The sequence below is a fragment of the Streptomyces sp. GL_140 genome, assembly GCF_057834465.1.
Genome location: NZ_CM174404.1, coordinates 1,232,097 through 1,254,539 on the forward strand (window position 1 = coordinate 1,232,097; position 22,443 = coordinate 1,254,539).

At 73.2% G+C, this 22,443-nt stretch carries 22 protein-coding genes; 10 read left to right on the forward strand and 12 right to left on the reverse strand.

Translation table 11 applies throughout. The annotated features are described in order from the left end of the window. Positions 1 to 50: 50 nt before the first annotated feature. The 3 genes from AC3IYJ_RS05705 to AC3IYJ_RS05715 all read left to right on the forward strand — a co-directional run bounded on the left by AC3IYJ_RS05705 (position 51) and on the right by AC3IYJ_RS05715 (position 2,979). On the forward strand, positions 51 to 815 hold the full coding sequence (locus tag AC3IYJ_RS05705; protein ID WP_489400254.1) for a phosphatase PAP2 family protein: 765 nt from the start codon (positions 51 to 53) through the stop codon (positions 813 to 815). Positions 816 to 852: 37 nt separating this feature from the next. Beyond that, positions 853 to 1,500, forward strand: a complete 648-nt coding sequence (locus AC3IYJ_RS05710) for a TetR/AcrR family transcriptional regulator (protein WP_489400255.1) — start codon at positions 853 to 855, stop codon at positions 1,498 to 1,500. A gap of 111 nt (positions 1,501 to 1,611) precedes the next feature. After that, positions 1,612 to 2,979, forward strand: a complete 1,368-nt coding sequence (locus tag AC3IYJ_RS05715; RefSeq protein WP_489400256.1) for an FAD-dependent oxidoreductase — start codon at positions 1,612 to 1,614, stop codon at positions 2,977 to 2,979. An 85-nt stretch (positions 2,980 to 3,064) separates the two neighbouring features. Here AC3IYJ_RS05715 and AC3IYJ_RS05720 read toward each other — a convergent pair whose 3' ends face one another. Beyond that, the gene (locus tag AC3IYJ_RS05720) at positions 3,065 to 3,412 is read right to left on the reverse strand and encodes an ArsR/SmtB family transcription factor (protein WP_489400257.1); all 348 of its coding nucleotides are present in this window, start codon (positions 3,410 to 3,412) and stop codon (positions 3,065 to 3,067) included. 78 nt (positions 3,413 to 3,490) lie between these two features. After that, the gene (locus tag AC3IYJ_RS05725) at positions 3,491 to 4,603 is read right to left on the reverse strand and encodes an NADH:flavin oxidoreductase/NADH oxidase (protein ID WP_489400258.1); all 1,113 of its coding nucleotides are present in this window, start codon (positions 4,601 to 4,603) and stop codon (positions 3,491 to 3,493) included. Positions 4,604 to 4,831: 228 nt separating this feature from the next. Between AC3IYJ_RS05725 and AC3IYJ_RS05730 the strand changes: the two genes are divergently transcribed. The 3 genes from AC3IYJ_RS05730 (at position 4,832) to AC3IYJ_RS05740 (ending at position 7,671) form a co-directional block, all read left to right on the forward strand. Beyond that, a complete protein-coding gene (locus AC3IYJ_RS05730) occupies positions 4,832 to 5,920 on the forward strand; it encodes a WD40/YVTN/BNR-like repeat-containing protein (RefSeq protein ID WP_489400259.1) in 1,089 nt (362 codons plus the stop codon). A gap of 27 nt (positions 5,921 to 5,947) precedes the next feature. After that, positions 5,948 to 6,634, forward strand: a complete 687-nt coding sequence (locus tag AC3IYJ_RS05735; protein WP_489400260.1) for a uracil-DNA glycosylase — start codon at positions 5,948 to 5,950, stop codon at positions 6,632 to 6,634. A 122-nt stretch (positions 6,635 to 6,756) separates the two neighbouring features. Beyond that, positions 6,757 to 7,671 carry a sirohydrochlorin chelatase gene (locus AC3IYJ_RS05740; protein WP_489400261.1) on the forward strand — a complete coding sequence of 305 codons (915 nt, stop codon included), beginning with the start codon at positions 6,757 to 6,759 and terminating at the stop codon, positions 7,669 to 7,671. A 99-nt stretch (positions 7,672 to 7,770) separates the two neighbouring features. Here the strand turns inward: AC3IYJ_RS05740 and AC3IYJ_RS05745 are convergent, their stop codons facing one another. The 3 genes from AC3IYJ_RS05745 to AC3IYJ_RS05755 form a co-directional block, all read right to left on the reverse strand. Then, entirely contained in the window at positions 7,771 to 8,865 is a 1,095-nt protein-coding gene (locus tag AC3IYJ_RS05745; protein ID WP_489400262.1) for a lactonase family protein, read from the reverse strand. Positions 8,866 to 8,948: 83 nt separating this feature from the next. Next, positions 8,949 to 10,097 carry a nitric oxide synthase oxygenase gene (locus AC3IYJ_RS05750; RefSeq protein WP_489400263.1) on the reverse strand — a complete coding sequence of 383 codons (1,149 nt, stop codon included), beginning with the start codon at positions 10,095 to 10,097 and terminating at the stop codon, positions 8,949 to 8,951. A gap of 213 nt (positions 10,098 to 10,310) precedes the next feature. After that, entirely contained in the window at positions 10,311 to 11,804 is a 1,494-nt protein-coding gene (locus AC3IYJ_RS05755) for an FUSC family protein (RefSeq protein ID WP_489402701.1), read from the reverse strand. A gap of 431 nt (positions 11,805 to 12,235) precedes the next feature. Between AC3IYJ_RS05755 and AC3IYJ_RS05760 the strand changes: the two genes are divergently transcribed. From AC3IYJ_RS05760 to AC3IYJ_RS05770, 3 genes are read left to right on the forward strand one after another with little or no spacing between them, the layout of a single operon-like run. Beyond that, positions 12,236 to 13,396, forward strand: coding sequence for an agmatine deiminase family protein (locus tag AC3IYJ_RS05760; RefSeq protein WP_489400264.1), 1,161 nt, complete (start codon positions 12,236 to 12,238; stop codon positions 13,394 to 13,396). Positions 13,397 to 13,422: 26 nt separating this feature from the next. Continuing rightward, the gene (locus tag AC3IYJ_RS05765) at positions 13,423 to 14,898 is read left to right on the forward strand and encodes a sensor histidine kinase (protein WP_489400265.1); all 1,476 of its coding nucleotides are present in this window, start codon (positions 13,423 to 13,425) and stop codon (positions 14,896 to 14,898) included. Then, complete coding sequence (locus tag AC3IYJ_RS05770) at positions 14,895 to 15,551, forward strand: response regulator (RefSeq protein ID WP_489400266.1); 657 nt, start codon at positions 14,895 to 14,897, stop codon at positions 15,549 to 15,551. The genes AC3IYJ_RS05765 and AC3IYJ_RS05770 overlap by 4 nt, the downstream gene beginning before the upstream one ends. Positions 15,552 to 15,628: 77 nt before the next feature. Here AC3IYJ_RS05770 and AC3IYJ_RS05775 read toward each other — a convergent pair whose 3' ends face one another. The 6 genes from AC3IYJ_RS05775 to AC3IYJ_RS05800 form a co-directional block, all read right to left on the reverse strand. Beyond that, positions 15,629 to 15,811 carry a hypothetical protein gene (locus tag AC3IYJ_RS05775; RefSeq protein WP_489400267.1) on the reverse strand — a complete coding sequence of 61 codons (183 nt, stop codon included), beginning with the start codon at positions 15,809 to 15,811 and terminating at the stop codon, positions 15,629 to 15,631. Further along, complete coding sequence (locus AC3IYJ_RS05780) at positions 15,811 to 16,686, reverse strand: sugar-transfer associated ATP-grasp domain-containing protein (protein WP_489400268.1); 876 nt, start codon at positions 16,684 to 16,686, stop codon at positions 15,811 to 15,813. The genes AC3IYJ_RS05775 and AC3IYJ_RS05780 overlap by 1 nt, the downstream gene beginning before the upstream one ends. Then, entirely contained in the window at positions 16,683 to 17,786 is a 1,104-nt protein-coding gene (locus AC3IYJ_RS05785) for a 7TM domain-containing protein (RefSeq protein ID WP_489400269.1), read from the reverse strand. Before AC3IYJ_RS05785 ends, AC3IYJ_RS05780 begins: the two co-directional genes overlap by 4 nt. A 200-nt stretch (positions 17,787 to 17,986) precedes the next feature. Further along, on the reverse strand, positions 17,987 to 18,415 hold the full coding sequence (locus AC3IYJ_RS05790) for a universal stress protein (protein WP_489400270.1): 429 nt from the start codon (positions 18,413 to 18,415) through the stop codon (positions 17,987 to 17,989). Between the two features lie 9 nt (positions 18,416 to 18,424). After that, positions 18,425 to 19,942, reverse strand: a complete 1,518-nt coding sequence (locus tag AC3IYJ_RS05795; RefSeq protein WP_489400271.1) for an APC family permease — start codon at positions 19,940 to 19,942, stop codon at positions 18,425 to 18,427. 99 nt (positions 19,943 to 20,041) lie between these two features. Then, positions 20,042 to 20,635: a histidine phosphatase family protein gene (locus AC3IYJ_RS05800; RefSeq protein ID WP_489400272.1), complete on the reverse strand. Its 594-nt coding sequence runs from the start codon at positions 20,633 to 20,635 to the stop codon at positions 20,042 to 20,044. 131 nt (positions 20,636 to 20,766) lie between these two features. On the opposite strand from AC3IYJ_RS05800, the gene AC3IYJ_RS05805 reads away from it, so the two are divergent. Then, complete coding sequence (locus AC3IYJ_RS05805) at positions 20,767 to 21,411, forward strand: RNA polymerase sigma factor (protein ID WP_489400273.1); 645 nt, start codon at positions 20,767 to 20,769, stop codon at positions 21,409 to 21,411. On the opposite strand, the gene AC3IYJ_RS05810 is transcribed toward AC3IYJ_RS05805, so the two are convergent. Continuing rightward, positions 21,335 to 22,408 (reverse strand): MerR family transcriptional regulator, encoded by a 1,074-nt coding sequence (locus AC3IYJ_RS05810; protein WP_489400274.1) that lies wholly within the window; start codon positions 22,406 to 22,408, stop codon positions 21,335 to 21,337. The genes AC3IYJ_RS05805 and AC3IYJ_RS05810 overlap by 77 nt on opposite strands. Positions 22,409 to 22,443: the final 35 nt, after the last annotated feature.

Sequence of the window (22,443 nt, forward strand, 5' to 3'; positions counted from 1 at the left end):
ACCTTGCCGGCCCGAAGCCCGCCGTGGCCGTCCGGTGCGAGGATCGGTGCATGCGCAGCGATCACTTGCGGGAGCGGGCCGGGCTCGAGCGGGCTCGGCCCGGGGACGACAGGCGGACCGGGGACGACAGGCGGGCCGTGGGTGCGGGTGCCGCTTTGGGGGCCGCCGGCCTGACCGTGCTCGTCCTGATCGGCTGGCGGCCGCTGGAGTCCTTCGACGGCCGGGTCGTGCGGGGGCTGCACGCCCATGCCGTCGCCCACCCCGGGGTGACCCACGTGATGCGGGTGCTGACCGACTGGTTCTGGGATCCGTGGACCATGCGGGCCCTGGCCGCGGCGGCCTGCCTCTGGCTGTGGCGGCGGGGCCGGAACCGGTGCGCGCTCCGGATCGCGTTCCTGACCCTCGCGTCCTCCGCGGTACAGCAGGGGCTGAAGGCACTGGTGGGGCGGGAGCGCCCGGTATGGCCGGATCCGGTGGACTCCGCGAGCTACGCCGCCTACCCGTCCGGCCACGCCATGACGGCGACTGTGGTCTGCGGCCTGCTGCTGTGGCTGGTTCCCCGCGGGGCACCGCGCCGGTACGCGTACCCGGCCCGGGCGCTGGTCGCGCTCTCGGTCCTCGGGGTCGGCTTCACCCGGCTGTACCTCGGCGTCCACTGGCCCACGGACGTCCTGGCGGGCTGGCTGCTGGGCGTGGCCCTGGTGACTCTCGGGACGGTGGTGACGCCTGTGACTCATGTGACGCCGGCCGCTGCCGGTGGGGCCTGCCCTGGGCGATCCCCCGTTTCACCCAGGGCAGACTTTCCCGCGCGCTGAGTATATTGGCTCTGAGCCAGTCAACGCAGGAGCAAGCATGTCCCCGCGCAGCGCATCGGTCAATGAAGAATTGCGGAGACGTTCCCGGGAACGGTTGTTGCAGGCCACGGTCGAACTCGTGGCCGAGCGCGGGTACGAAGCCACCAAGCTCGGCGACATCGCCGACCGGGCGGGCGCTGCCCGCGGCCTCGTGTCGTACTACTTCCCGGGTAAACGCCAACTGCTCCAGTCCGCCGTGCACCGATTGATGCACCTCACCCTGGAAGCAGCGCTGGAACGGGAGCCGCGCACCGAGGACGGCCGCGAGCGTCTCGCCCGCGCCATCGACGCGATCCTGGGGCTCGCCCGGGACCAGCCGCGGCTGATGCGGACCCACATGGCGGGCATCCTCCAGGCGGAGGGCTTCGTACGGTGCGTCGAACAGCAGCGGCTCGCCGAACTGCTGCGGGACACCGTCGTCCGGTACGGCTCCGCGGACGTGGACGCCGACTACCCGCTGCTGCGGGCGCTGCTGATGGGCGCCGTGGTCGCGGTGCTGCTGCCGGGGGCGCCGATGCCGGCGGCACGGCTGCGGGCCGAGCTGTTCCAGCGGTACGGGCTCGACTGGGAGCTCGGGGTCCCGCCGGAGGGCGGACCGCCCGGCGGAACGTTTCCCGCACCACCGGTGGCCCCCGCCGGGCCCTGACAGGCCCCTCACGCGCCTCAATGACCCCACGGGCCCCCGGATGCCCGCGGGGACTGCCGGTCCCGGGCGCCCGGTGTCATGCTGGGAGCACCTTGCGTGAGGAGCTCCGCCGTGCTTCGTATCGCCGTTGTCGGTTCGGGCCCCAGCGGGGTCTACGCCGCCCAGACGCTCGTCCAGCAGCGTGAGGTCCCGGGCGTACGGGTCGACGTGCTGGACCGGCTGCCGGCCCCGTACGGGCTCGTCCGGTACGGGGTGGCCCCGGACCACGAGAAGATCAAGTCGCTCCAGGGCAGTCTGCGGACCGTGCTGGAGGACGAGCGCATCCGGTTCTTCGGCAACGTCGAGGTCGGCGGCCCGGAGCTGCCCACCGCCCGGCTCCTGGAGCTGTACCACGCGGTGGTCTACTGCGTCGGCGCGGCCCGGGACCGGCTGCTCGGCATCCCCGGCGAGGACCTCGCCGGTGTGCACTCCGCGACCGCCTTCGTGGCCTGGTACAGCGGGCACCCGGACGCGGCCGCCGAGGCCTTCGGCCTGCCCGGGGTGGACTCGGCCGTCGTGGTCGGCGCGGGCAACGTCGCGGTGGACGTGACGCGGATCCTGGCCCGGGGCGTACCGGAGCTGGCGCCCACCGACATGCCGCAGCCGGCCCTGGGCGCGCTCGGCGCCAGTGGGGTGCGCGAGGTGCGCATGGTGGCCCGGCGCGGGCCCTCGCAGGGGAAGTTCACCACGAAGGAACTGCGCGAGCTGGGCACGCTACCCGGGGTGGAGGCGCTGGTGGACCCGGCGGAGCTGGGCCTGGATCCGGCGTACGCCGACCCGGGCGCGGTCCTGCCCGCGGTGAACCGCCGCAACGTGGAGGTCCTGCGCGGCTGGGCGGCCGCCGGTCCCGCGCGGACCGAAGGCGGCGCGCACCGGCGCATCGAGCTGCGCTTCTTCCTGCGTCCCGTGGAAGTCCTCGGCGGTGCGGACGGCCGGGTCACCGCGATGCGGTTCGAGCGGACGGTCCCCGACGGCCGGGGCGGGGTCACCGGCACCGGAGTCTACGAGGACATCCCGGCGCAGTTGGTGCTGCGCTCGGTGGGGTACCAGGGGGTCCCGCTGCCCGGCCTGCCCTTCGACGAGCGCACCGGAACGGTCCCGCACGCGGCGGGCCGGGTGCTGCGCGCGGGCCGCGCCTCGGTCGGCGAATACGTGGCGGGCTGGATCAAGCGCGGCCCGACCGGGGTGATCGGCACCAACCGGCCGTGCGCCAAGGAGACGGCCTCGTCACTGCTCCAGGACGCGGGGGCGCTGGCCCGCCGCGAGCTGGCGCAGGACCCGCTGGAGGCGCTGCGCGCGGCGGGGCTGCGGCCGGTGGAGTGGCCGGGCTGGCTCGCCATCGAGACGGCGGAGGCGGAGCTCGGCCGGTCCCTGGGCCGGCGCTCCGTCAAGATCCCGGACTGGGCGGGCCTGCTGGCCGCGGCCGGCGGGTCCGGCTGAGGCACCGGTTCGGCCGGTACGCGGCCCGCCCGGAGCCCCGTACGGGCCGGGCCGGACTCCGTAGCGGCCCGGCCGGCCGCACGCCTCAGACCGAGAGCCGTGCCTCCTCGGCCGCGGCGGCCGCGAGGATGCGGTCGAGGAGACCGGGGAAGAGCTCCTCCAGATCGGCCCGGCGCAGTTCGTTCATCTTGGCCGTGCCCTGGTAGGCCTGGCGGACGACGCCGCTCTCGCGCAGGACGCGGAAGTGGTGCGTGCAGGTCGACTTGGTGACGGGCAGCTCGAAGGCGGAGCACGGCTGCTCCACGTCCGAGGCCGCCAGTTCCCGGACCACGGACAGTCGCATCGGGTCGGACAGCGCGTGCAGGACGCTCTCCAGCCGGATTTCGGCGACCTCGGGATGGTCAAGGACGCGGGCGTTGGCCGTATCCGTCACTTTCTCTCCCTCGGCTCGGCTGATCTTCCGTCAAAGCTGCGCCGCCCATCGTAGAACACGCCTCGGACGGTCCCGCGTTCACCAGGCTCGGGCGTACTGGCCCGGCACGGGCGCCGCCACGCCCAGCTCGGCGGCGGCGCGCCGGACCCAGTACGGGTCGCGGAGCAGCTCGCGGCCGAGAAGGATCGCGTCGGCCTCCCCGTTGGCCAGGATCTTCTCCGCCTGCTCCGGCTCGGTGATCAGACCCACGGCGGCCACCGGGAGGCTGGTCTCCGCCTTGACGCGGGCGGCGAAGGGCACCTGGAAGCCGGGGCCGACCGGGATCTCGGCGTGCGGGGCGAGGCCTCCGGTGGAGACGTCGAGCAGGTCCACCCCGTGCTCCTCGAGCAGTCCGGCCAGCCGGACCGTCTCCTCGCCGGTCCAGCCTGCCTCCTCCAGCCAGTCGGTGGCGGAGATCCGGAAGAACAGCGGCAGTTCCTCGGGCCACACCGCGCGGACCGCATCGACGACTTCGAGGGCGAAGCGGGCGCGGTTCTCGAAGGAGCCGCCGTAGACGTCGGTGCGCCGGTTGCTGTGGGGGGAGAGGAACTCGCCGATGAGGTAGCCGTGCGCGCCGTGGATCTCGGCCACTTGGTAGCCGGCCTCCCGTGCACGTCCGGCGGCCGCCGCGAACTCGTCGACGATTCCGTGGATCTCATCGACCGTCAGATCGTGCGGAACCGGATCGCCTTCGCGGAAGGGCAGTGCGCTCGGCGCGCTGGGCAGCCAGCCGTGCGGCGCCTGCGGGTCGATCACCCGGCCGCCCTTCCAGGGGGACTCGGTCGAGGCCTTGCGGCCGGCGTGCGCGAGCTGGATTCCGGCGACGGCGCCCTGGGACTTCACGAAGGCGACGATCGGGCGGAGCGCCTCCACCTGGGCGTCGTTCCAGATGCCGAGGTCGTACGGGGAGATCCGGCCCTCGGGGGAGATCGCGGTGGCCTCCTGGATGATCAGGCCGGCGCCGCCGACCGCGCGGGCGGCGTAGTGGGCGAAGTGCCACTCGCCCGCGACACCCGTGGCCGGGCCTTCGGGTTCGGCGCTGTACTGGCACATCGGGGCCATCCACACCCGGTTCGGGATGGTCACGGAGCGCAGGGCGTAGGGCGCGAACAGGGCGGCGAACTCGGCCGGGGCGGTGGCGGCAGTACTCACGAGGACTCTCCAGTGATCACGGACGGTCACAGGCGGGCGCCGGGCAACCGCCCGAGGTCCGCAGACTGGTACGTGAACAACCATACTACGGAGTTACTCGTACTAAGAGATTTCTCATACAACCGGCGCTCCCCGTCGGCGGGGCGCTGCGGGGGCATTGTCAGTGGCCGGGTGCAGACTGGCCCGAAAGCCGCCGTATAGGGACAACGACGTCCGGAGGTGTCGGTCATGACCGATGTGCTACTGCTCGCGGGAACCCGCAAGGGACTGTTCATCGGCCGCCGGGGCACCGGCGGCACGTGGGCGTTCGACGGGCCGCATTTCAACGCCCAGGCGGTCTCCGCCGTCGCCATCGACCGGCGCGACCCCACGCCCCGGCTGCTGGTCGGCGGGGACAGCTCGCACTGGGGGCCGTCGGTCTTCACCTCCGACGACCTGGGCGCTACCTGGCGCGAACCCGCCGTGGCAGCCGTGAAGTTCCCCCAGGACACCGGGGCCTCCCTGGAGCGGGTCTGGCAGCTGCACCCGGCCGGCCCCGAGGCCCCTGACGTGGTCTACGCGGGGACCGAGCCGGCCGCGCTGTTCCGCTCGACCGACCGCGGCGAGTCCTTCGAGCTGGTCCGGCCGCTGTGGGAGCACCCGAGCCGGGACAAGTGGGTCCCGGGCGGCGGCGGCGAGGGCCTGCACACGGTGATCACCGACCCGGGCGACCCGGACCTGGTCACGGTGGCGGTCTCCACCGCCGGGGTGTTCCGGACCCGGGACGGCGGGGCCAGCTGGGCCCCGTCCAACAACGGGGTCTCGGCGGTGTTCCTGCCGGATCCCAATCCCGAATTCGGCCAGTGCGTGCACAAGATCGCCCAGGACGCGGGGAATCCGGACCGGCTGTACCTGCAGAACCACTGGGGCGTCTACCGGAGCGACGACGCCGGGACCCGGTGGACGGACATCGGCTCCGGCCTGCCCTCGGACTTCGGCTTCGCGGTGGTCGCCCATCCGCACCGGCCGGACACGGCCTACGTCTTCCCCCTCAACGCCGACTCCGACCGGGTCCCGGCCGAGCGCCGCTGCCGGGTCTTCCGGACCCGGGACGCGGGGGCGAGCTGGGAGCCCCTGACGAAGGGCCTGCCGGACGGGGACCACTACGGCACGGTGCTGCGCGACGCGCTCTGCACGGACGACGCGGACCCGGCCGGGATCTACTTCGGCAACCGCAACGGCGAGCTCTACGCGAGCCACGACGACGGGGACAGCTGGCAACTGCTGGCCGAGCACCTCCCGGACGTGCTGTGCGTACGGGCGGCGGTCCTGTCGTGAGCCGTTGAGCCAGTAGAGTGACCTGCCGTGGCAGCACGACCGTTGAACGAGATCGTCGAGCCGGGCTGGGCCCGAGCTCTGGAGCCGGTGGCGGCGCAGATCGCCGCGATGGGCGACTTCCTGCGCGCCGAGATCGCGGCGGGGAGAACGTACGTCCCAGCCGGGTCGAACGTCCTGCGCGCGTTCCAGCAGCCCTTCGACGAGGTGAAGGTACTGATCGTCGGGCAGGACCCGTACCCCACGCCGGGGCACGCGATGGGCCTGTCCTTCTCGGTGGCTCCCGAGGTCAGCCCGTGGCCGCCGAGCCTGGACAACGTCTTCCGCGAGCTCCACGCCGATCTGGGGACGGGCAAGCCGGCCAACGGGGACCTGACTCCGTGGACCCGGCAGGGCGTCCTGCTCCTCAACCGCTCGCTCACCACCGCTCCGCGCAAGCCCAACGCCCATCGGGGCAAGGGCTGGGAGGCCGTCACCGAGCAGGCCATCCGGGCGCTGGCGGCGCGCGGCAAGCCGCTGGTGTCGGTGCTGTGGGGACGCGAGGCCCGCAACCTGCGGCCGTTGCTGGGCGAGTTGCCGGCCGTGGAGTCTGTGCACCCCTCGCCCATGTCCGCCGACAACGGATTCTTCGGTTCCAGGCCTTTCAGCAGGGTGAACGACCTCCTGGTCCGCCAGGGCTCGGAGCCGGTGGACTGGCGGCTCCCGGCCGCCGGTTGACCGGCCGGGCCAACCGATCGGTTGAACCGTATATGACATTCCACGGATAAATACGGACAGATGCCGCCCTAGAAGGCCCTGCCCGAACACCCGGTTCCGATAAGCCAGTAGCATGCGGCGCCATGAGCTCCCCCACTGGGCCCGCAAATGGCCTGCCTGTACGAATGCCGCGACCCCGCCAGACCGGGCGGCACCGCCGGCCCGAGCCCGCGGTGGCGCCCGAGGGCGCGCCCGCGCTGGTGCTCGCCGTGCCCGGTGCCCCTTCGGCCTCCTCCCGGGGGCTCGCGGAAGAGATCGTCAGCATCGGTCGCTCCGAGCTGCCCGGTCTGGATGCCCGCGTCGGCTTTCTCGACGGCGACGACTCGACCGAGTTCCCGTCCCTGTCGGGCGTGCTGACCGCCGTCGCGCAGGACCGCTCCGCGCGCGCGGAGTTCGCCCGCGCCGCCGGGCACGAGGTACCCGCCCCGACCGGCCCCGACGCCGTGGTCGTGCCCCTGCTGGCCGGTCCCGACGGGGACCTGCTGCGGCGCGTGCGCCAGGCGCTGATGGATTCCTCCGCCGCCGCGGAGCTGGCCGACCCGCTCGGTCCGCACCCGCTGCTGGCCGAGGCCCTGCACGTGCGGCTCTCCGAGGCGGGGCTGGCCCGCGCCGACCGCGCCAGGCTCTTCAGCGTCACCACGGCCGCCGACGGCATCGTCCTGGTCACCACGGGTGGCGAGGAGGCCGTCAGGGCCGCCGGGATCACGGGCATGCTGCTGGCCGCCCGCCTCGCGGTGCCGGTGATGGCCGCCGCGCTGGACGAGGAGGGCTCGGTGGCCGCGATCGCCGACCAGCTGCGCCGCGAGGGTTCGACCCAGCTCGCGCTGGCCCCCTACCTGATCGGCCCGGAGGCCGCCGAGGGGCTCCTCGACACCGCCTGCAAGGAGGCCGACTGCAGCGCCGCCGAGGTGCTCGGCGCGTACCCGGCGCTCGGCAAGCTGGCCGTCGCCCAGTACTCCGCGACCCTCGGCATCCCGCAGGGCGCCGCCTCCCACTGACCCCTCCCGCTCATGCCGTACGTACGAGAGCCCGTGCCCCGGATTCCAGGGGCACGGGCTCTCGTACGTACGGGTTCCGCCGGGGCCGCGGGCGCGGACTCAGCCGAAGACCACGCAGGTGGCGGCGGGCACCGCCAGCGAACCGGCCCGGCGCGGCAGGCCGGTCAGCGGGTCCACGTCGAACCAGGTGACGTCCCCGGAGCGCTCGTTGGCCGCGTACAGCCTGCTGCCCGAAGGGTCGGCGGCGAGGTCGCGCGGCCACTTCCCCCCGCACGGCACCGAGCCCGTGAGCTGCGGCTTCTCGGCGCCGGCGGCGAGCGAGAAGGTGGCGATGGTGTCGGCGCCGCGGACGGCCGCCCACACGAAACGGCCGTCGGGCGAGGCCACGATCGCCGAGGGATAGGCCTCCGGAGCCCCTGGAGCGGCCTTGGGGGCCACCGGAACCTCGGCGACCGGTTCCAGTTCGCCCGACGCGGCGTTCCAGCGGCAGACGGTCAGCTGCGGATCCAGCTCGTGCAGTACGTAGACCACCTCGCCGGAGGGGTGGAAGGCGAGGTGCCGGGGGCCGGTCCCGGCGCGCAGCGCGATCTCGGCGTGGAGGCGCAGCGCCCCGGTGGCCGGGTCGAGCACGCAGACCCGTACCGAGTCGGTGCCGAGGTCCACGCTGAGCACCCAGCGGCCGCTGGGGTCGGGCAGCACCTGGTGGGCGTGCGGACCCTCCTGTCGGCCGGCGTCGGGGCCGGAGCCGTGGTGCGCGAGCACGGAAGGGCCGCCGGCGCCGCCGATGGAGCCGTCGGTGGCGAGCGGCAGGCTGCTGACGCTGCCGGAGGTGTAGTTGGCCGTCAGGAGCCGGCGCCCGGCCACACTGAGGTGGGTGGGGCCGGAGCCGCCGACGCGGACCGCCGTGCCGAGGGCGCTCAGCCCCTCGGCGGTGGGCCGGAAGGCGCCCACCGCACCGCGCTCGGTCTCGCTCACCGCGTAGAGCACGTCGGTGCCGCGGTCGTGGGCGAGGTACGAGGGGTCCGCGACGGCCTTGGTCGCCGAGAGCGCGGTCAGCGCCCCGGTGACCGGATCCACGGTCGCGGTGGTGATGCCGCGGCCGCCCCCCGAGGTGAACGAGCCGATCCAGGCCCGGTGTCCGCCGCCCGGGACCGTACCGTCCGTACCGCCCACACCACTGTCCGCGTCGCCCACGGGAGACCCCTCTCGGCTGCTTTCGGATCCTCCCCCAGCTACCGCTGGGAGGTGCCCCCTGGGAGCGACGTTAACAGAAGGGTCTAGACCAAGTCCCGCCCCTGGGCCCGTTCCTGCGCGCCGGGATGATGGACGTACGCGGTCGAGCTCGGCCGGTCCTCGTACGTCCGGTGGAAGACGGGGGTCGCCGAGCCGGAGATCGGCGGCACGATCCAGGACCAGTCCGCGCCCACGTCCCGCCCCTTGCGCTCCTCCTTCTCCATGTGGGTCAGGAATCGCCGGGACTCGGTGTGGTGGTCGGCGATGGTGACCTTGGCCCGGTCGAAGGAGTGCAGCACCGCCCGGTTGAGCTCGACGAGCGCCCGGTCCTTCCAGAGCGAGCGGTCGCTGGCGGTGTCGAGGCCCATGCGGCGGGCGACGGCGGGCAGGAGGTTGTAGCGGTCGCCGTCGGCGAGGTTGCGGGCTCCGATCTCGGTGCCCATGTACCAGCCGTTGAAGGGGGCGGCCGGATAGTGGATGCCGCCGATCTCCAGGCACATGTTGGAAATGGCGGGTATCGCGTGCCAGCGCAGGCCCCAGTCCGTCCAGCCGTCGCCGCCCTGCGCTCCGTCGGGGTGCTCGATGGGCACCTCCAGCACGGCGTCGGCGGGGACGTCGAACCAGCGGGGTTTGTCGTCGACGCCCTGGACGACCAGCGGGAGGAGGTCGAAGGGGGTGCCGGGGCCGCGGGGCCAGCCGAGGGCGAGCAGTGCGCTGGTGAACGGAGCGTTGCGGGCGTCGCCGACGGTTATGGAGTGGTGGTCCCCGTAGCCGGCGTACCGGATCAGCTGCTCGCTCCAGATCAACGGGCCGGGGCGGTCCGGAGCGTCGGGGGCGAAAACGGTGATGGTGGGCCGGACCCGGCCGCCGTTGGTCGCCTCGCGCAGGTGCTCGAAGCACTCGGCGGCGATCGCGTCGGCGTCGGTGAGCTCGCGGCGGTCGCGGACGCGCAGCGAGTTCCAGTACAGCCTGCCTATGCAGCGGTTGCTGTTGCGCCAGGCCACCCGGGCGCCGTGCACGAGTTCCTCGGGAGTGTGCCGGTACGTGCCCGTCTCCGCGAGTTCGGCCCGCACGGCGGCGAGCCGCGCCCGCGGATCACCGGCGTCCGGGTTCTCCCTGTGGAACAGACGGATGAACTCCTCGGCCGCTTCCCACACCTGAGCGGTGGTGGAGCGCTGTTGAAGTATTTCCATTCCGGGCGGTTACCCCCTGTCCGACCAGATCCACCCTGCACGGCACCGATTCGGCCATGGCGGATGAATGTGCAATGAACAATCACCCGTTGTACACGTCGCAGGTCAGCGCCGCGGGAGAGGAGCGCCCGGAACACTCCTCCGAGTGATCTTCATCCATCGGCCTGCAGCCACGGCATGGTGCGGCGTACCATCCGCGGAAATTCCGCTTGATCAGGCGCTGATGACCAGCGGGGCCCGCGGGTGGGTCCGCAGCGGTACGTGCAGGGCGACCAGCGCATTTTCCAGGCCGTGCAGATGAGCCAGGGCCGGCTCCGCCCCGTGCGGGCGCGGCAGGGGCGCGGCAGCCGGTTCCGAGGCCCCGTGCGGGGCGGTCAGCATCTCCACGGCCGCCTCCACGCGCCAGCAGGCGGCGGCGAGCCGGGCATCGTGCGAGGCCTGCGGGTCGGCGGCGACCGCCACCAGTCCGCGCACCTCGCGGGCGCAGTCGTCGAGCAGTCCGAGGACCTGTCGGGCCCGTGCCTTGCGGGCGCGCAGCGGGCTCAGCGGGTGGACAAGGGGCGCGAGTGCCATCCGTACCCGGGCCAGCAGGAGTTCGAGCTCGGCGGCGTGCGGGGCCGGATCGGCGTCGGGGTCCCCCGCGAGCCGGTCGAGGGAGGCCGCGGTGGAGGCCCGTACGCAGTGCAGGGCGCGCTGGATCCAGGCGTCGTTGGCGGCGTGCGTGGTGACGGGCAGCAGGAGCACGACGGCGAGCGCGGCGCCGAGGGCGCCGACGGCGGTCTCCTCGAAGCGCAGGATCAGCAGGCCGGGATGGAGCACGCCGAGGAGCCCGTAGAGCAGTCCCGCCATGACGGTGACGAAGAACATCATCCAGGAGTACGACGGGGCGGCCGTGTAGAAGATCCCGAAGACGCATACGGCGACCAGTGCGGCCGTGGGTACGGGGGCCCCGTGCAGCGGTACCGCGATCAGCAGTCCGGCGGCGATGCCGACGACCGTGCCGAGGACCCGGCGGAAGCCCCGGACCAGGGTCTCGCCCCGGGAGGCGGTGTTGACGAAGATCCACCAGGCGGTGCCGACGGCCCAGTACCAGCGGTCCTCGGACAGCACCTGGCCGATGCCGAGCGCGAAGGCGCAGGCGGCGGTGGCCTGGAAGGCCTGCCGGGTGGTGGGCCGGGCCAGCCCCGTGCCGGGCAGTCCGGGCGGCGCGGCGGCGGGCGGGGTGCGGCGCTCGATGGGCCAGAACAGGAAGCGGACGGATCCGGCGGACAGCAGCGCCAGCCCGACGGCGGCGTACAGCTCGGGGAGCTGGGCGGGCTGCGCGTGCAGGAACTGGGTGACGAAGAACATCATGAATCCGAAGATCCCCAGGGCGTGTCCGCGCGGGCCGAAGCGGCGGGCGTAGACCCCGGCGAAGACCACCGCGAGGAAGGCGGCGTCGCGGGCGAGCGGGACTCCGTGCAGGGTGGTGGCGAGCGTCAGCACCGGGAAGCCGGCGACCGGCAGCAGGGCGGTGGTCACCTGCTGGGCGCGCACGGTCGAGTCGAGCACCGTGAAGAGCACGAGCAGAGCCGCCAGTCCCCCGGTGATCGACGCGACGAGCGAGAGCCCGCACAGTTCGGCCACCGCCACGGCGAGCGAGACGCCGACGACGGCCCGGGTCGAGTTCCTGAGCCTTGCACGCCCCGGGTCCGGAGCCACGAACATCCTCTTCACGGCGGTGTGCCGCCCCCCTTGCAGTGGTGCGCGCCGGCCCGGCGGCCGCCCGGGGGTGGTGGGCGGCGTACGGGCACGGCGAAGGCGCCGCGCTCCGGATCCGGCCTCGTTGCCGTCCGGCGCTGCGCGGCGCCGTAAGTACATGGATACGACACAGATAAGCACCTGCAGGGGCAATGGCTCAACCGAGCTCCGCAACACTGGACCATTGGCACAGTTGAGAGCCGCGATCTTCGACCACAGGGGACCAACGGGCCGACATCGGGACACACCTCGGCCGGCCGCCCGGGTCGGCACGCCACGCACGGCGCGGCACGGCGCGGAAGACAAGGGGAATCCCTCAGTCCAAAGGATTGACTGAATTTTCAGTTAGGGAGAGGATGCGGGCACATCGCCATCCCCCACCCTCACAAGGGAGTCCCATGGCCCAGCCCGTTCCGTCCCGTCGAACCCTGCTCCAAGCCGGTGCGGCGGCTCTGCCCCTGATGGCGGCCGGCTCGGTCCTGTCCGCGCCGGCGCACGCGGCGGACACCGCCTCCGCGGCCGTGCTGCGGATGCCCGACGAGAGCGGCCCCCACACCCGCACCTTCATGGCCTGGCCGGCACTGTCCTCGGTCTGGGCCGGCCGGCTCTCCGGGGTGCGCCGGGACATCGCCGACGTCGCGTACGCGATCTCGCGCTTCGAGCCCGTCGTGATGATCGCCCGCCCCGGGCAGGCCGCCGATGCCAGGTACGCCTGCGGCGGCGGCGCCGTTCACCCCATCGAGGTCCTCGAGATCCCCAACGACGACCTGTGGATACGTGACTTCGGCCCGACGTTCCTCGTCGGCCCCGGCGCCATCGCCGGAGTGGACACGAACTTCAACGGCTGGGGCAAGACCGGCACCTCGTACTACCAGCCCTTCGCGAACGACGCCGCGGCCGCGGCGGCCCTCCTCACCCAGTACGGGGTCAACCGCGTCCAGGCCCAGTTCGTGGGCGAGGGCGGTTCCCTGGAGACCGACGGGCAGGGCACCCTGCTGGCCACCGTCAGCTCGCTCGTGAACGAGAACCGCAACCCGGGCAAGACCCAGGCGCAGGTCGAGGAATCGCTGAAGTCCTCGCTCGGGATCGACAAGGTCATCTGGGTCCCCGGCCTGGCGGGCCAGGACATCACGGACTGCCACATCGACTGCCTGGCCCGCTTCACCTCGCCCGGCCGGGTCATCCTGGACCAGCCCGGACCCGACGCCGACAGCAAGTGGGTCGCCGTCTACGAAGAGACCCGGCGGATCCTGCAGGGCGCCACCGACGCCCAGGGCCGCCCGCTGGCCATCACCGAACTCCCCGGACCCAACCGCCGCCGGATCCGCGGCAGGGGCAAGGACTTCCTGTCCAGCTACACCAACTACTACACCGTGAACGGGGCCGTCCTCGTTCCCCAGTTCGGCGACGTCTTCGCCGACGGCATGGCCTACACGATCCTGCAGGCCCAGTACCCCGGCCGCGACATCATCCAGCTCAACATCGACAACATCGCCTCCGGAGGCGGCGGCATCCACTGCTCCACCCAGTCCCAGCCCGCCGTGCCCGCCACCGCCTGAGAACGGGACGGACGAGGGGAAGGAGGATGTCGCACCGCCTCTTCCAGTGGCTCACCGATCTCGCCCTGATCTGCGTGACGGCTCTGGCCGTCCTGCTCTTCTCCGAGTGGGACGACAGCTGGGGACTCGGCGGCGCGCTGCTCGGCCCGGCGGGTCGGTTCGCCGCGGCCGGCTGCGCGGTGGGGACGGTGCTGATCCGCCGGCGGCTGCCCGCGGTCGCGGTGGTGTGCGCCGCGGCCCTGGTGGCGGTCGAACCGGTGACGAGCGCAGCCCTGGCCGTGGTGTCCTGCACGGCCGGGCTGCGCTGGTCCGGCATCCGCAGCCGGATCGCGCTGGCGGCCGTCTGCCTGGCACTGCCGGTGGCCGTCACCGCGGTGGTCTCGGCCGGGGAACCGGCGGCGGTGCTGGAGTACGAGGTCATGGTCGCGCTCGTCTCCGGCATCGTGTGCGGGGTCCTGCCCGGTCTGGCCGGCGCGCTGGCGGGCCAGCGCGAGCGACTGGTCCAGGCGCTCCGGGAGCGCAACGCCTACCTGGAGCGGGCGCAGCGCTCGGCCGAGGAACAGGCCAGGTCGCGGGAGCGGTCCCGGATCGCCGGCGAGATGCACGACCTGCTCGGTCACCGGCTGAGCCTCGTCGCCCTGCACTCCGGCGGGCTGGAACTGGCCAGTGAGGCGGAGGATCCGGAGGTCCATCGCAGCGCGGTGCTGGTGCACAGCACCGTGCGGCAGGCGATGCACGAGCTGCGCGGAGTGCTCGGAGTGCTGCGTGCCGAAGGTCCGGCTACGGGCACGCCGGAGCCGCTGACCGCCGCGACGGGCACCCGGGCGGACGTCGCCGCGCTGGTCGAGGAGTCCCGGGCGGCCGGAGTCGCCGTGACGCTGGAGTGGACCGGCCGGGACCTGACCGGCGCGGCGCCTTCCACCCGGCGCGCGGTGCACAGGGTGATCCGCGAGGCCCTGACCAACGTCCACAAGCACGCCGCGGGGGCGGCCGTAGGGGTGTCGGTGCGCAGCGGCTCCGGGCACGTTCGGGTCGAAGTCCGCAACGGCCCCGAGCCCGAGGGCCGTTCGGTGCGCAGGCTGCCCGGCAGCGACCTCGGGCTGGTGGGCCTGGACGAACGGGTCCGCCTGCTCGGCGGCTCGCTGCTGGCCGGACCCACCTCCGACGGCGGCTTCGCCGTCGGCGCCCGCATCCCCCTGGACGGCGGCCCGGCGCTCCCGCAACCGCCCGTGTCCCAGGGCCGGGAAGCGCTGACGGCGGCCGCACGGACCTGGCTGAACCGGACCGCGACGGCCGCGACCATGGGACTCGGGGTCGTGGGCGCCGTCGCCCTGCAGTTCGTCACCCTCGCCTTCGTCCCCTACCCGGCGGAGGACGGGCCGCCGGAGCCCGAACAGAGCGGCGTCTCACGTGAGGACGCCGCACGCCACGGGGACGCCGGGCCGCCCGTCTCGCTCCGACCGACCCCACAGACCCCACAGACCACGAGGTTCCTGCCGTGATACGCGTTCTCCTTGCCGACGACCAGGAGCTGGTCCGAGCCGGAATCAGACTGGTCCTCAAACACGCCGGCGACATCGAGGTGGTGGCGGAGGCCTCGGACGGGCACGAGGCGCTGCGCCTGGCCGTCGAGCACCAGGTCGACGTCGCGATGCTCGACATCCAGATGCCGGGCACCGACGGCCTCGACGCGGCGGAGCGGATCGCCGCGCGGGCCCCTTCGGTCCGCGTCCTCATGCTGACCACCTTCGGCGAGCACGCCTACGTGGAGCGGGCGTTGAGGGCCGGGGCGGCGGGGTTCCTGCTCAAGGACAGCACCCCTCAGGAGCTCATCCAGGCCGTCCGCACGGTCGCGGGCGGTGCGCCGGTCGTGTCCCCGCAGATCACCCGGCACCTCATCGACCAGTACCTCGGCGCCCCCGAAGGTCCGGCGGACCCGCGGCTCGGCCTGATCGCCGAACTCACCGGCCGCGAACTCGAAGTGCTCGCCATGGTGGCCACCGGCGCGTCCAACGCGGAGATCGGCAAGCAACTGCACCTCGGAGAAGGCACGATCAAGGCGTATGTGAGCCGGATGCTCACCAAACTCGGCTGCGCCAACCGGGTCCAGGCGGCCGTCCTGGCCCACGGCGCCGGGCTCGCACCCGGCCGTTGACCTCAGGTGGGACAGGCGGGCGGAGCACCCCCGGGGGGGCGGCACCCCGGGTCAGGGCCCGGGGGCAGCGCCAGGGGTCAGCGCCCGGAGGGGCTGGCGGACGGCCCTTGCGTGGGCTGGTGCCGACCGGCCGGCGTCTCGCCCGCTCCTTCGGGCCCGGGCGCCTGCCGCGGCGGCGGGGCCCCGGCGGCGCTCACCGCCAGGAACGCGCCGGCTGCCCCGGCGACGACGATCTTGGCCACCAGCGCGGTCCAGCGCATCAGTGCCTCCTCAAGGGGTTGGGGTTGGGGGTGGTTGCCGTCATCAGGCCGTGCCCGGTGACGTTCTGGATCTGGAGCCCAGGGCGGGCGTTGACCTCGAGGATGAGCGGCCCGCGGTCGGCGTCGACGACGATGTCCGCGCCCAGGTAGCGAAGGCCCGTCGCACTCGCGCACCGGCGTGCCGCGTCGAGCACCTGCGGCCAGTGCGGCACGGCCCTGCCGATCAGGTGTTCGCCGGTGTCGGGGTGGGTCTCGGTCGGCTCCTTTCCGACGAGGGCGTGGGTGATCCGGCCGGTGTCCAGGTCGACGGCGGCGCCGATGGCCTTCTGGTGCAGGTTGGCCCGGCCGCCGCTGAAGCGGGTGGGCAGGCGCAGCATCGCCAGTTGCGGCCGGTCGCCGTGGCAGATCACCCGGATGTCGGGGAGCCCCTGGTGGGAGAGGCGCTCGAGGTCCGGATGGGCCCGGATCAGTGGTTCGAACATCGCCCAGTCGGTGGGGCGCGGGGAGAACTCCCCGTCCAGGATGCGGCGCAGCTGCTCGGCGACCACCGCCCGCGGGATGCGCTTGCCGGAGGAGGAGTGCCATTGCCTGCGCCGTCTGCCGAAGGCGAGCAGGATGCCGTTGCCGCCCAGGCTCTGGTTCGGCTTCAGCGCCCAGCAGTCGGGCAGGGCGTCCCAGTCCAGCGCGGCGATCTCTCGGCGGGAGCGCAGCAGGGCCAGCGTCGGTGAGGTGGGCGCGCCGACGGACTCCAGCACCTCCTTGGTGGCGTACTTGTCGTTGACCAGCCGGATGGCGGCCGACGGATTGTGTTCGGAGATCCGGGCGTTGCGCAGGTTCATGCCCATCACCGGATCCCAGCCGCGGAAGTGCTTCACGAGGCGACGTCCTGGGCCTTGGCCGCCGGTGCGAATCTGAAGAGTTCGCTCAGCCGCAGACCGCGGTAGGTTCCGACGATCGCCGTCCACACGGCGCAGACCAGTGCCAGCTGCAACGGTACGGCCTCGGCGAGGTGGCGCACGTGCGGGGTGAGCAGGAGCAGCGCCACGACTACGGCGGTGCCCATGGTCAGCGCGGCGCCGACGGCGGCGGACCGGATGCCGTCGAGGTCCCACTGCTCCCACAGCCGCTCGGTGATGATCGCGGTGACGACGACCGGGAGGGACATTCCCCAGGCGTCGGAGAGCCCGAAGCCTCCCAGGGTGAGCTGAGCGGCGATCAGGCCCGAGGTGACCACGGCGATCAGCACCCCGAGACGGGCGACGCGCGGCAGGTGCAGCCGGCGCAGCAACGGCTGCATCGAGAAGCCGAAGGCGAACATCACCAGGGTCAGCGGCACGCCCAGGAGCAGCCCGGACTGCGCGTACGCGAGGGCCAGCAGGACCGGGCTGAAGGTGCCCAGGGTGTTGAGTCCGACGACGACGCGGAACAGGACGATCAGGAGGGCCGCCAGGGGCAGCAGCGCCATCATCGAGACGGGGTCGATCGCCGGTGCCTTGGTGAACAGGATCCGCAGGGCGGAGGGCGCGGTGGCCGCGTCGGGCTGGGTCAGCAGCCGCTTGCCCACGGCCACGTGGAGTCCCTGGACGTCCTGGCGGCCGAGGAGGACCGGGGTCTCGCGCTTGGACCGGTTGTTGACGTTGGTCTTGGCCGTGAACGTCCGGCCGGCGAGGTGCATCGTGGAGTCGACCACGGGGCGTTCCTCGCGGCCGAGGGCTGAACCGACCGTGACCCGGGGGGCCTTGGCGAGGTCGAAGCCGAGGTCCTTGGCGAGCGCCGTGTCCATCGAGGAAGCGGAGGCACCCGTGTCGATCATTGCGAGCACATCGGCCGTCTTGCCGTTCGGTCCGCTGATGCGGACCATCTCCCGCTCCCCGATCACCTCCGACGAGCGGGTCAGCGCACGGTCCGGGGTGCTGAGCACACCGAGCAGGAGCAGGCCCAGGGCGGCCACGGCCGCGAGGACCTTGAAGAGCACCGGCGCCTTCCTGCGCCCGCCTCGGTGCACCGCGGAGGGCGGCCGGTCGGTGTCGTCCAGGCTTGCTTGGTCTTTTCGCAGGTCATACACATGGCCAGCTTCGAGGAGCGGCAACGGCGCGCAGTAGTAACGATCGGCCCGGGACGTGCAACGAAAGTTGCCCGGACGCCGCGACGCCACGGGGAATTGTCAGACACCCCCTAGGGGTACGAGGCGCTCTCCGTCGGGACGCAGAGCACCGGCACCGGGGAGAGGTGCAGGAGCTTGTGCGGGGTGGAACCGAGGAGGGCGCCGCGGATCGGGCTGTCCCCCCAGCTGCCCACGATGATCACCCGGGCCTGGTGGCGTTCCGCGGCGTCGAGCAGTGCCTGGGCCGGTTTCTCGTCCATCACTTCGACCGTGGAAGGGACCCCGGCCTCGTCGGCGGCCTCCACCGCGCGGGAGAGCGCGCTGCGGCCCGCCTCGCGGACGGCTTCGCGGTGCGCGCGGTACTCCTCACCGGTGGCGCCCGGGGCGGCCGCCCCGTAGACGAGGACGAGGGGCTCGCCGAAGGCGGTGGCCACCTCCAGCGCCACGCGCAGGGCGCGCTCCGCGCCGGGCGACTCGTCGTACCCGAGGACTACGGACATCGGGGCTCCTCAGGGCTTCTTGAATCCGCGGACGAGTTCCGGGTCGGCCACGCCGCGCCGCTCCTGCCAGAAGCGGCCGTCGCGGATCCGCCAGAAGCACATGACCAGCACGCCCACGACGGCGATACCGATCCCGATGACCAGGGGCGGTCCCAGCCCGAACCAGGAGACCCCGCTCGCGGAGTTCTGAGGGTTCGACATGCTGGCCACCGACTTCACCAGCAGCCAGGCCAGCAGGCCGGAGCCGACGACCGGGCCGAGGCCGATCAGCAGGAAGTTGTGCACGCTCTCCAGCAGGTGGCGGCGGTAGTAGACGGCGCAGGCCACGCCGGTGAGCGCGTAGTAGAAGGAAATGAGCAGGGAGAGGGCCGTCAGGGAGTCCAGGAGGGCGTTCTCGCTGATCTGGTTGACGACGAGGTACCAGCCGATGGCGATGGCGGCCACCCACCAGGTGCTCACGTCCGGGGTGTGGAAGCGCGGGTGGATGTGCGAGAGGTGCGGCGGCAGCGCGTGCCGGCGGGCCATGGACAGGGCGGTGCGGGAGGCGGGGATGATCGTGGTCTGGGTGGAGGCGAGGGCGGACGTGCAGACGGCGAGCAGGACCATCCAGTCCCAGCCGCCCATGACCTCGTGCGCGAGGACGGCGAAGACGGCCTCCTCCTCGCCCGCGTTCTCGGAGAGGAACTTCGTGCCCGCGTAGGCGACGACCGCGTAGCCGACGGACAGGTAGGTCACCAGGAGCACCACGGTGGACCAGATGCCGGCCTTGCCCGGAGCGGTGGCGGAGTCCTCGACCTCCTCGGTGAGGTTGACCGCGGATTCCCAGCCCCAGTAGATGAAGACGCCGAGCAGCAGTCCGCCGGTCAGGGCGGCGCCGCCCGCGCCGAAGGGGTTGAGCCAGTCCACCGAGGGTCTGATCCCGCCGAGGGTGCTGGTGCCCGCGTAGACCCGGTAGATGGCGACCACCGCGAAGACCAGCAGGAAGAAGACCTGCGCGAGGATCAGGACGTCCTGGAGCCGGGCGGACATCTCGGTACCGATGACGCAGACGGCCGTCATGGCCAGGATCACCACGACGGTCAGGCCCTGGCGGATCGTCTCGTTCGCCGCCCAGCCGTCGAGGCCGGCGGCGAGCAGCCCGAAGTGGACGGCCACGTCGGCGAGCGAGCCGATGACGAGGACGCCGGTCATCGCGATGGCCCAGCCGCCGAGCCAGCCGGCCCAGGGGCCCATGGCCCGCGTCACCCACGAGAAGGTGGTTCCGCAGTCCTGGTCGACCTTGTTGAGGTAGTAGAAGGCGGCGGCAATCAGCAGCATCGGGACGAAGGAGGCCAGCATGACGCCGGGCGCGTAGATCCCGGCGAGCGCGACGATCGGACCGATGACCGCGGCCAGGGAGTAGGCGGGCGAGGTCGAGTTCAATCCGATGACGAGCGCGTCGAGGAATCCGATCGCGTTGGCCTGGAGCCTCGCGTCCGGGTCCGTTTCCGGGATTCCCGTACCGCCGCCCGCGTCTTGGTGGGCCATGTACGCATCGTCACTCAGACCCGGTCGGCGCGCGAGGTGGGCAGCCGGGGGCTCGGCGCCGGAAGCCGGGCTTCAGGGATCGGGCTCAGGGGCCGGGCGTCAGGGGCTGGTGTTCCAGCCGGCGACGACCGGGAGGCCGTGTTCCCTGGACAGCACGCTGAAGGTGCCCGTGCGGAGCAGGAAGAGGCGACCGGCCTCGGGCGGCAGTCCGAGGTAGCGGGCGGTCAGCACGCGCAGCAGATGTGCGTGGGCCACCAGGACGACATTGCCCCCGTCCGCGCTCAGTACGTCGGCCACCCGGGCCAGTACCCGGTCCGCGCGGGCGCCGACCTGGGCCGCGTTCTCGCCCGGGTGCTCGGCGTCGCCGGGCGGGACCCCGTCGGTCCACAGCGACCAGTCGGGGCGTTCGCGCAGGATCTCGGCGGTGGTGACGCCCTCGTAGCCGCCGTAGTCCCACTCGTACAGATCGGGGTCGGCGATGCCTCCGGACAGCCCTGCGAGGTTCGCCGTGGCGGCGGCCCGGCGCAGCGGGCTGGTCAGCACCAGGGCCGGCCGGCGGTCCCGGAAGAAGGGGGCGAGCGAGATCGCCTCCTCCACCCCGTGCGCGGTCAGCGGGACGTCGGTGCGTCCCGTGTGCCGCCCGTTCACGCTCCACGCGGTCTCGCCGTGCCTCACCAGCAGCAGATCACTCACGCTCAGGACCCTAATCCCTGCGGCGGGCCGACGTCACAGGACGCACGGGCGGGCGCCGGCGCGATGCACGGCAATTCGATGCGCAAACGATGCAAGTTGGCCCGGGGAACCGTGCTCGCGAGGCTCGGGGCATGGACGACGAGGCCGGCCGGGCCGGCACGGACGACGTGGACCACGATCACTGCCGGGACCGCGAGGACCGCGAGGGCTGCCAGGACCGCGAGGACGACGCGCGCGTCGCGGCAGGGTTCGTCGCGGGCTACGAGGACTGCGTGGAAGCGGTGTACCGGCGCTGGCGGCCCCTGGTGCACGCGCTCGCCCGCCGGGCGCTCGGCGACGAGCGCGAGGCCGAGGACGTCACCCAGCAGGTCTTCCTCGCCGCCTGGCGGGGCCGCGGCGGCTACCGACCCGGGCCGGGCGGCTTCGGGGCCTGGCTGACCGGCATCACCCGGCACAAGGTGGCCGACGCCCTGGCGGCACGGACCCGGCGGGCCCGGCTTGCCGAGGCCGCCGCCCTGCTCTGCGACCGGGCCCGGCCGCAGCCGGAACCGGGGCCCGAGCGGGCGGTGGAACGGGTGCTGGTGCTCGGCGAACTGGCCCGGCTGCCGTCGGCTCAGCAGCGGGTGCTGCGCCTGGCCTTCTACGCGGACCTGACCCAGTCGCAGATCGCGGACCGCACCGGACTGCCCCTCGGCACCGTCAAGAGCCATATGCGGCGGGCGCTGCACGTCCTGCGGCAATCGCTGGAACCCGCCCTGCCGCAACCGACTCGATGACCGCCAGCCCCGATCGGAGCCCGAAAAGCCGCTCGGTGCGCGCGGACGGGGGCGGCAGCGCTGCGGCGGGGGCGACGGATCCGGGACCCCAGCCCGGCCCGGCGAGCAGCAGCGCCGAGTGCCCGCGGGCGCCGCGCTGGCCCCACTCGATGCCGCCGAGCGATCTGACCAGGGCGGCGTCGGCGGTCGTACGGGACTGCGCCCAAAGGACGACGGCGCGCGGGCCCGTCCGCCGTACCGCCTCGCGCAGGGCGTCCGCGGGCAGGTCCGCTCCGAACATCCGCACCGGCAGCGCCCGTTCGCCGAGGGCCGCGGCCAACGCCTCCATGGGCAGGCTGTGCTGCTCCCCCGGCGCGCAGGCCAGGAGCACGGGAGGCGCGGGCAGTGGCTGGGGGGCGGGGCGGATCCGGCGCAGCGCCGAGGAGACGTACCAGGACAGCAGGTGCTCCACCTCGACGTAACGCTCCCCCGCCGAGGCCCACTTGCGGCCCACCGCGTGCAGGGTCGGCGCGATGACCTCCTCCCACGCGGTGATCAGGCCCAGCTCCGCGAGGACGGCGGCGAGCAGTTCCTCCACCGCCTGCGCGTCCAGTCGTACGGCGGCCCTGGCGAGCCCCCTGCACTCCGGCCGGACGTCCCCGAGGCGCAGCGCGCGGGGACCGCCCGGGGTTCCCGCTGCCGCCCCTTCCGCTGCCCCCTGCGATGCCCCTGCGGATGCCTCTTCCAGCGGACCGGCGAAGGCCCCCGGGCCCGTGGTCCGGGCCACCCGGGCCGCCTCGGACGGGGGTACGCCCCGGGCGGTGAGGCGGCACATCAGTTCCAGGCGGGCGATGTCCCCGGGGGTCCAGCGCCGGTGGCGGCCGTCCTCGCGGCGGGCCGGGCCGATGGCGTAGCGGCGCTCCCACGAGCGCAGCGTGGTCGGCGAGACCCCCAGGTGCCGGGCGACGGCGCCGGTGCCCAGCGCGGCGGGGGGTGGCTGCGGGGGTTCGGACTCCACCGCTCCACCGTACGGGGCGGCCGGGCCGCGGGCCG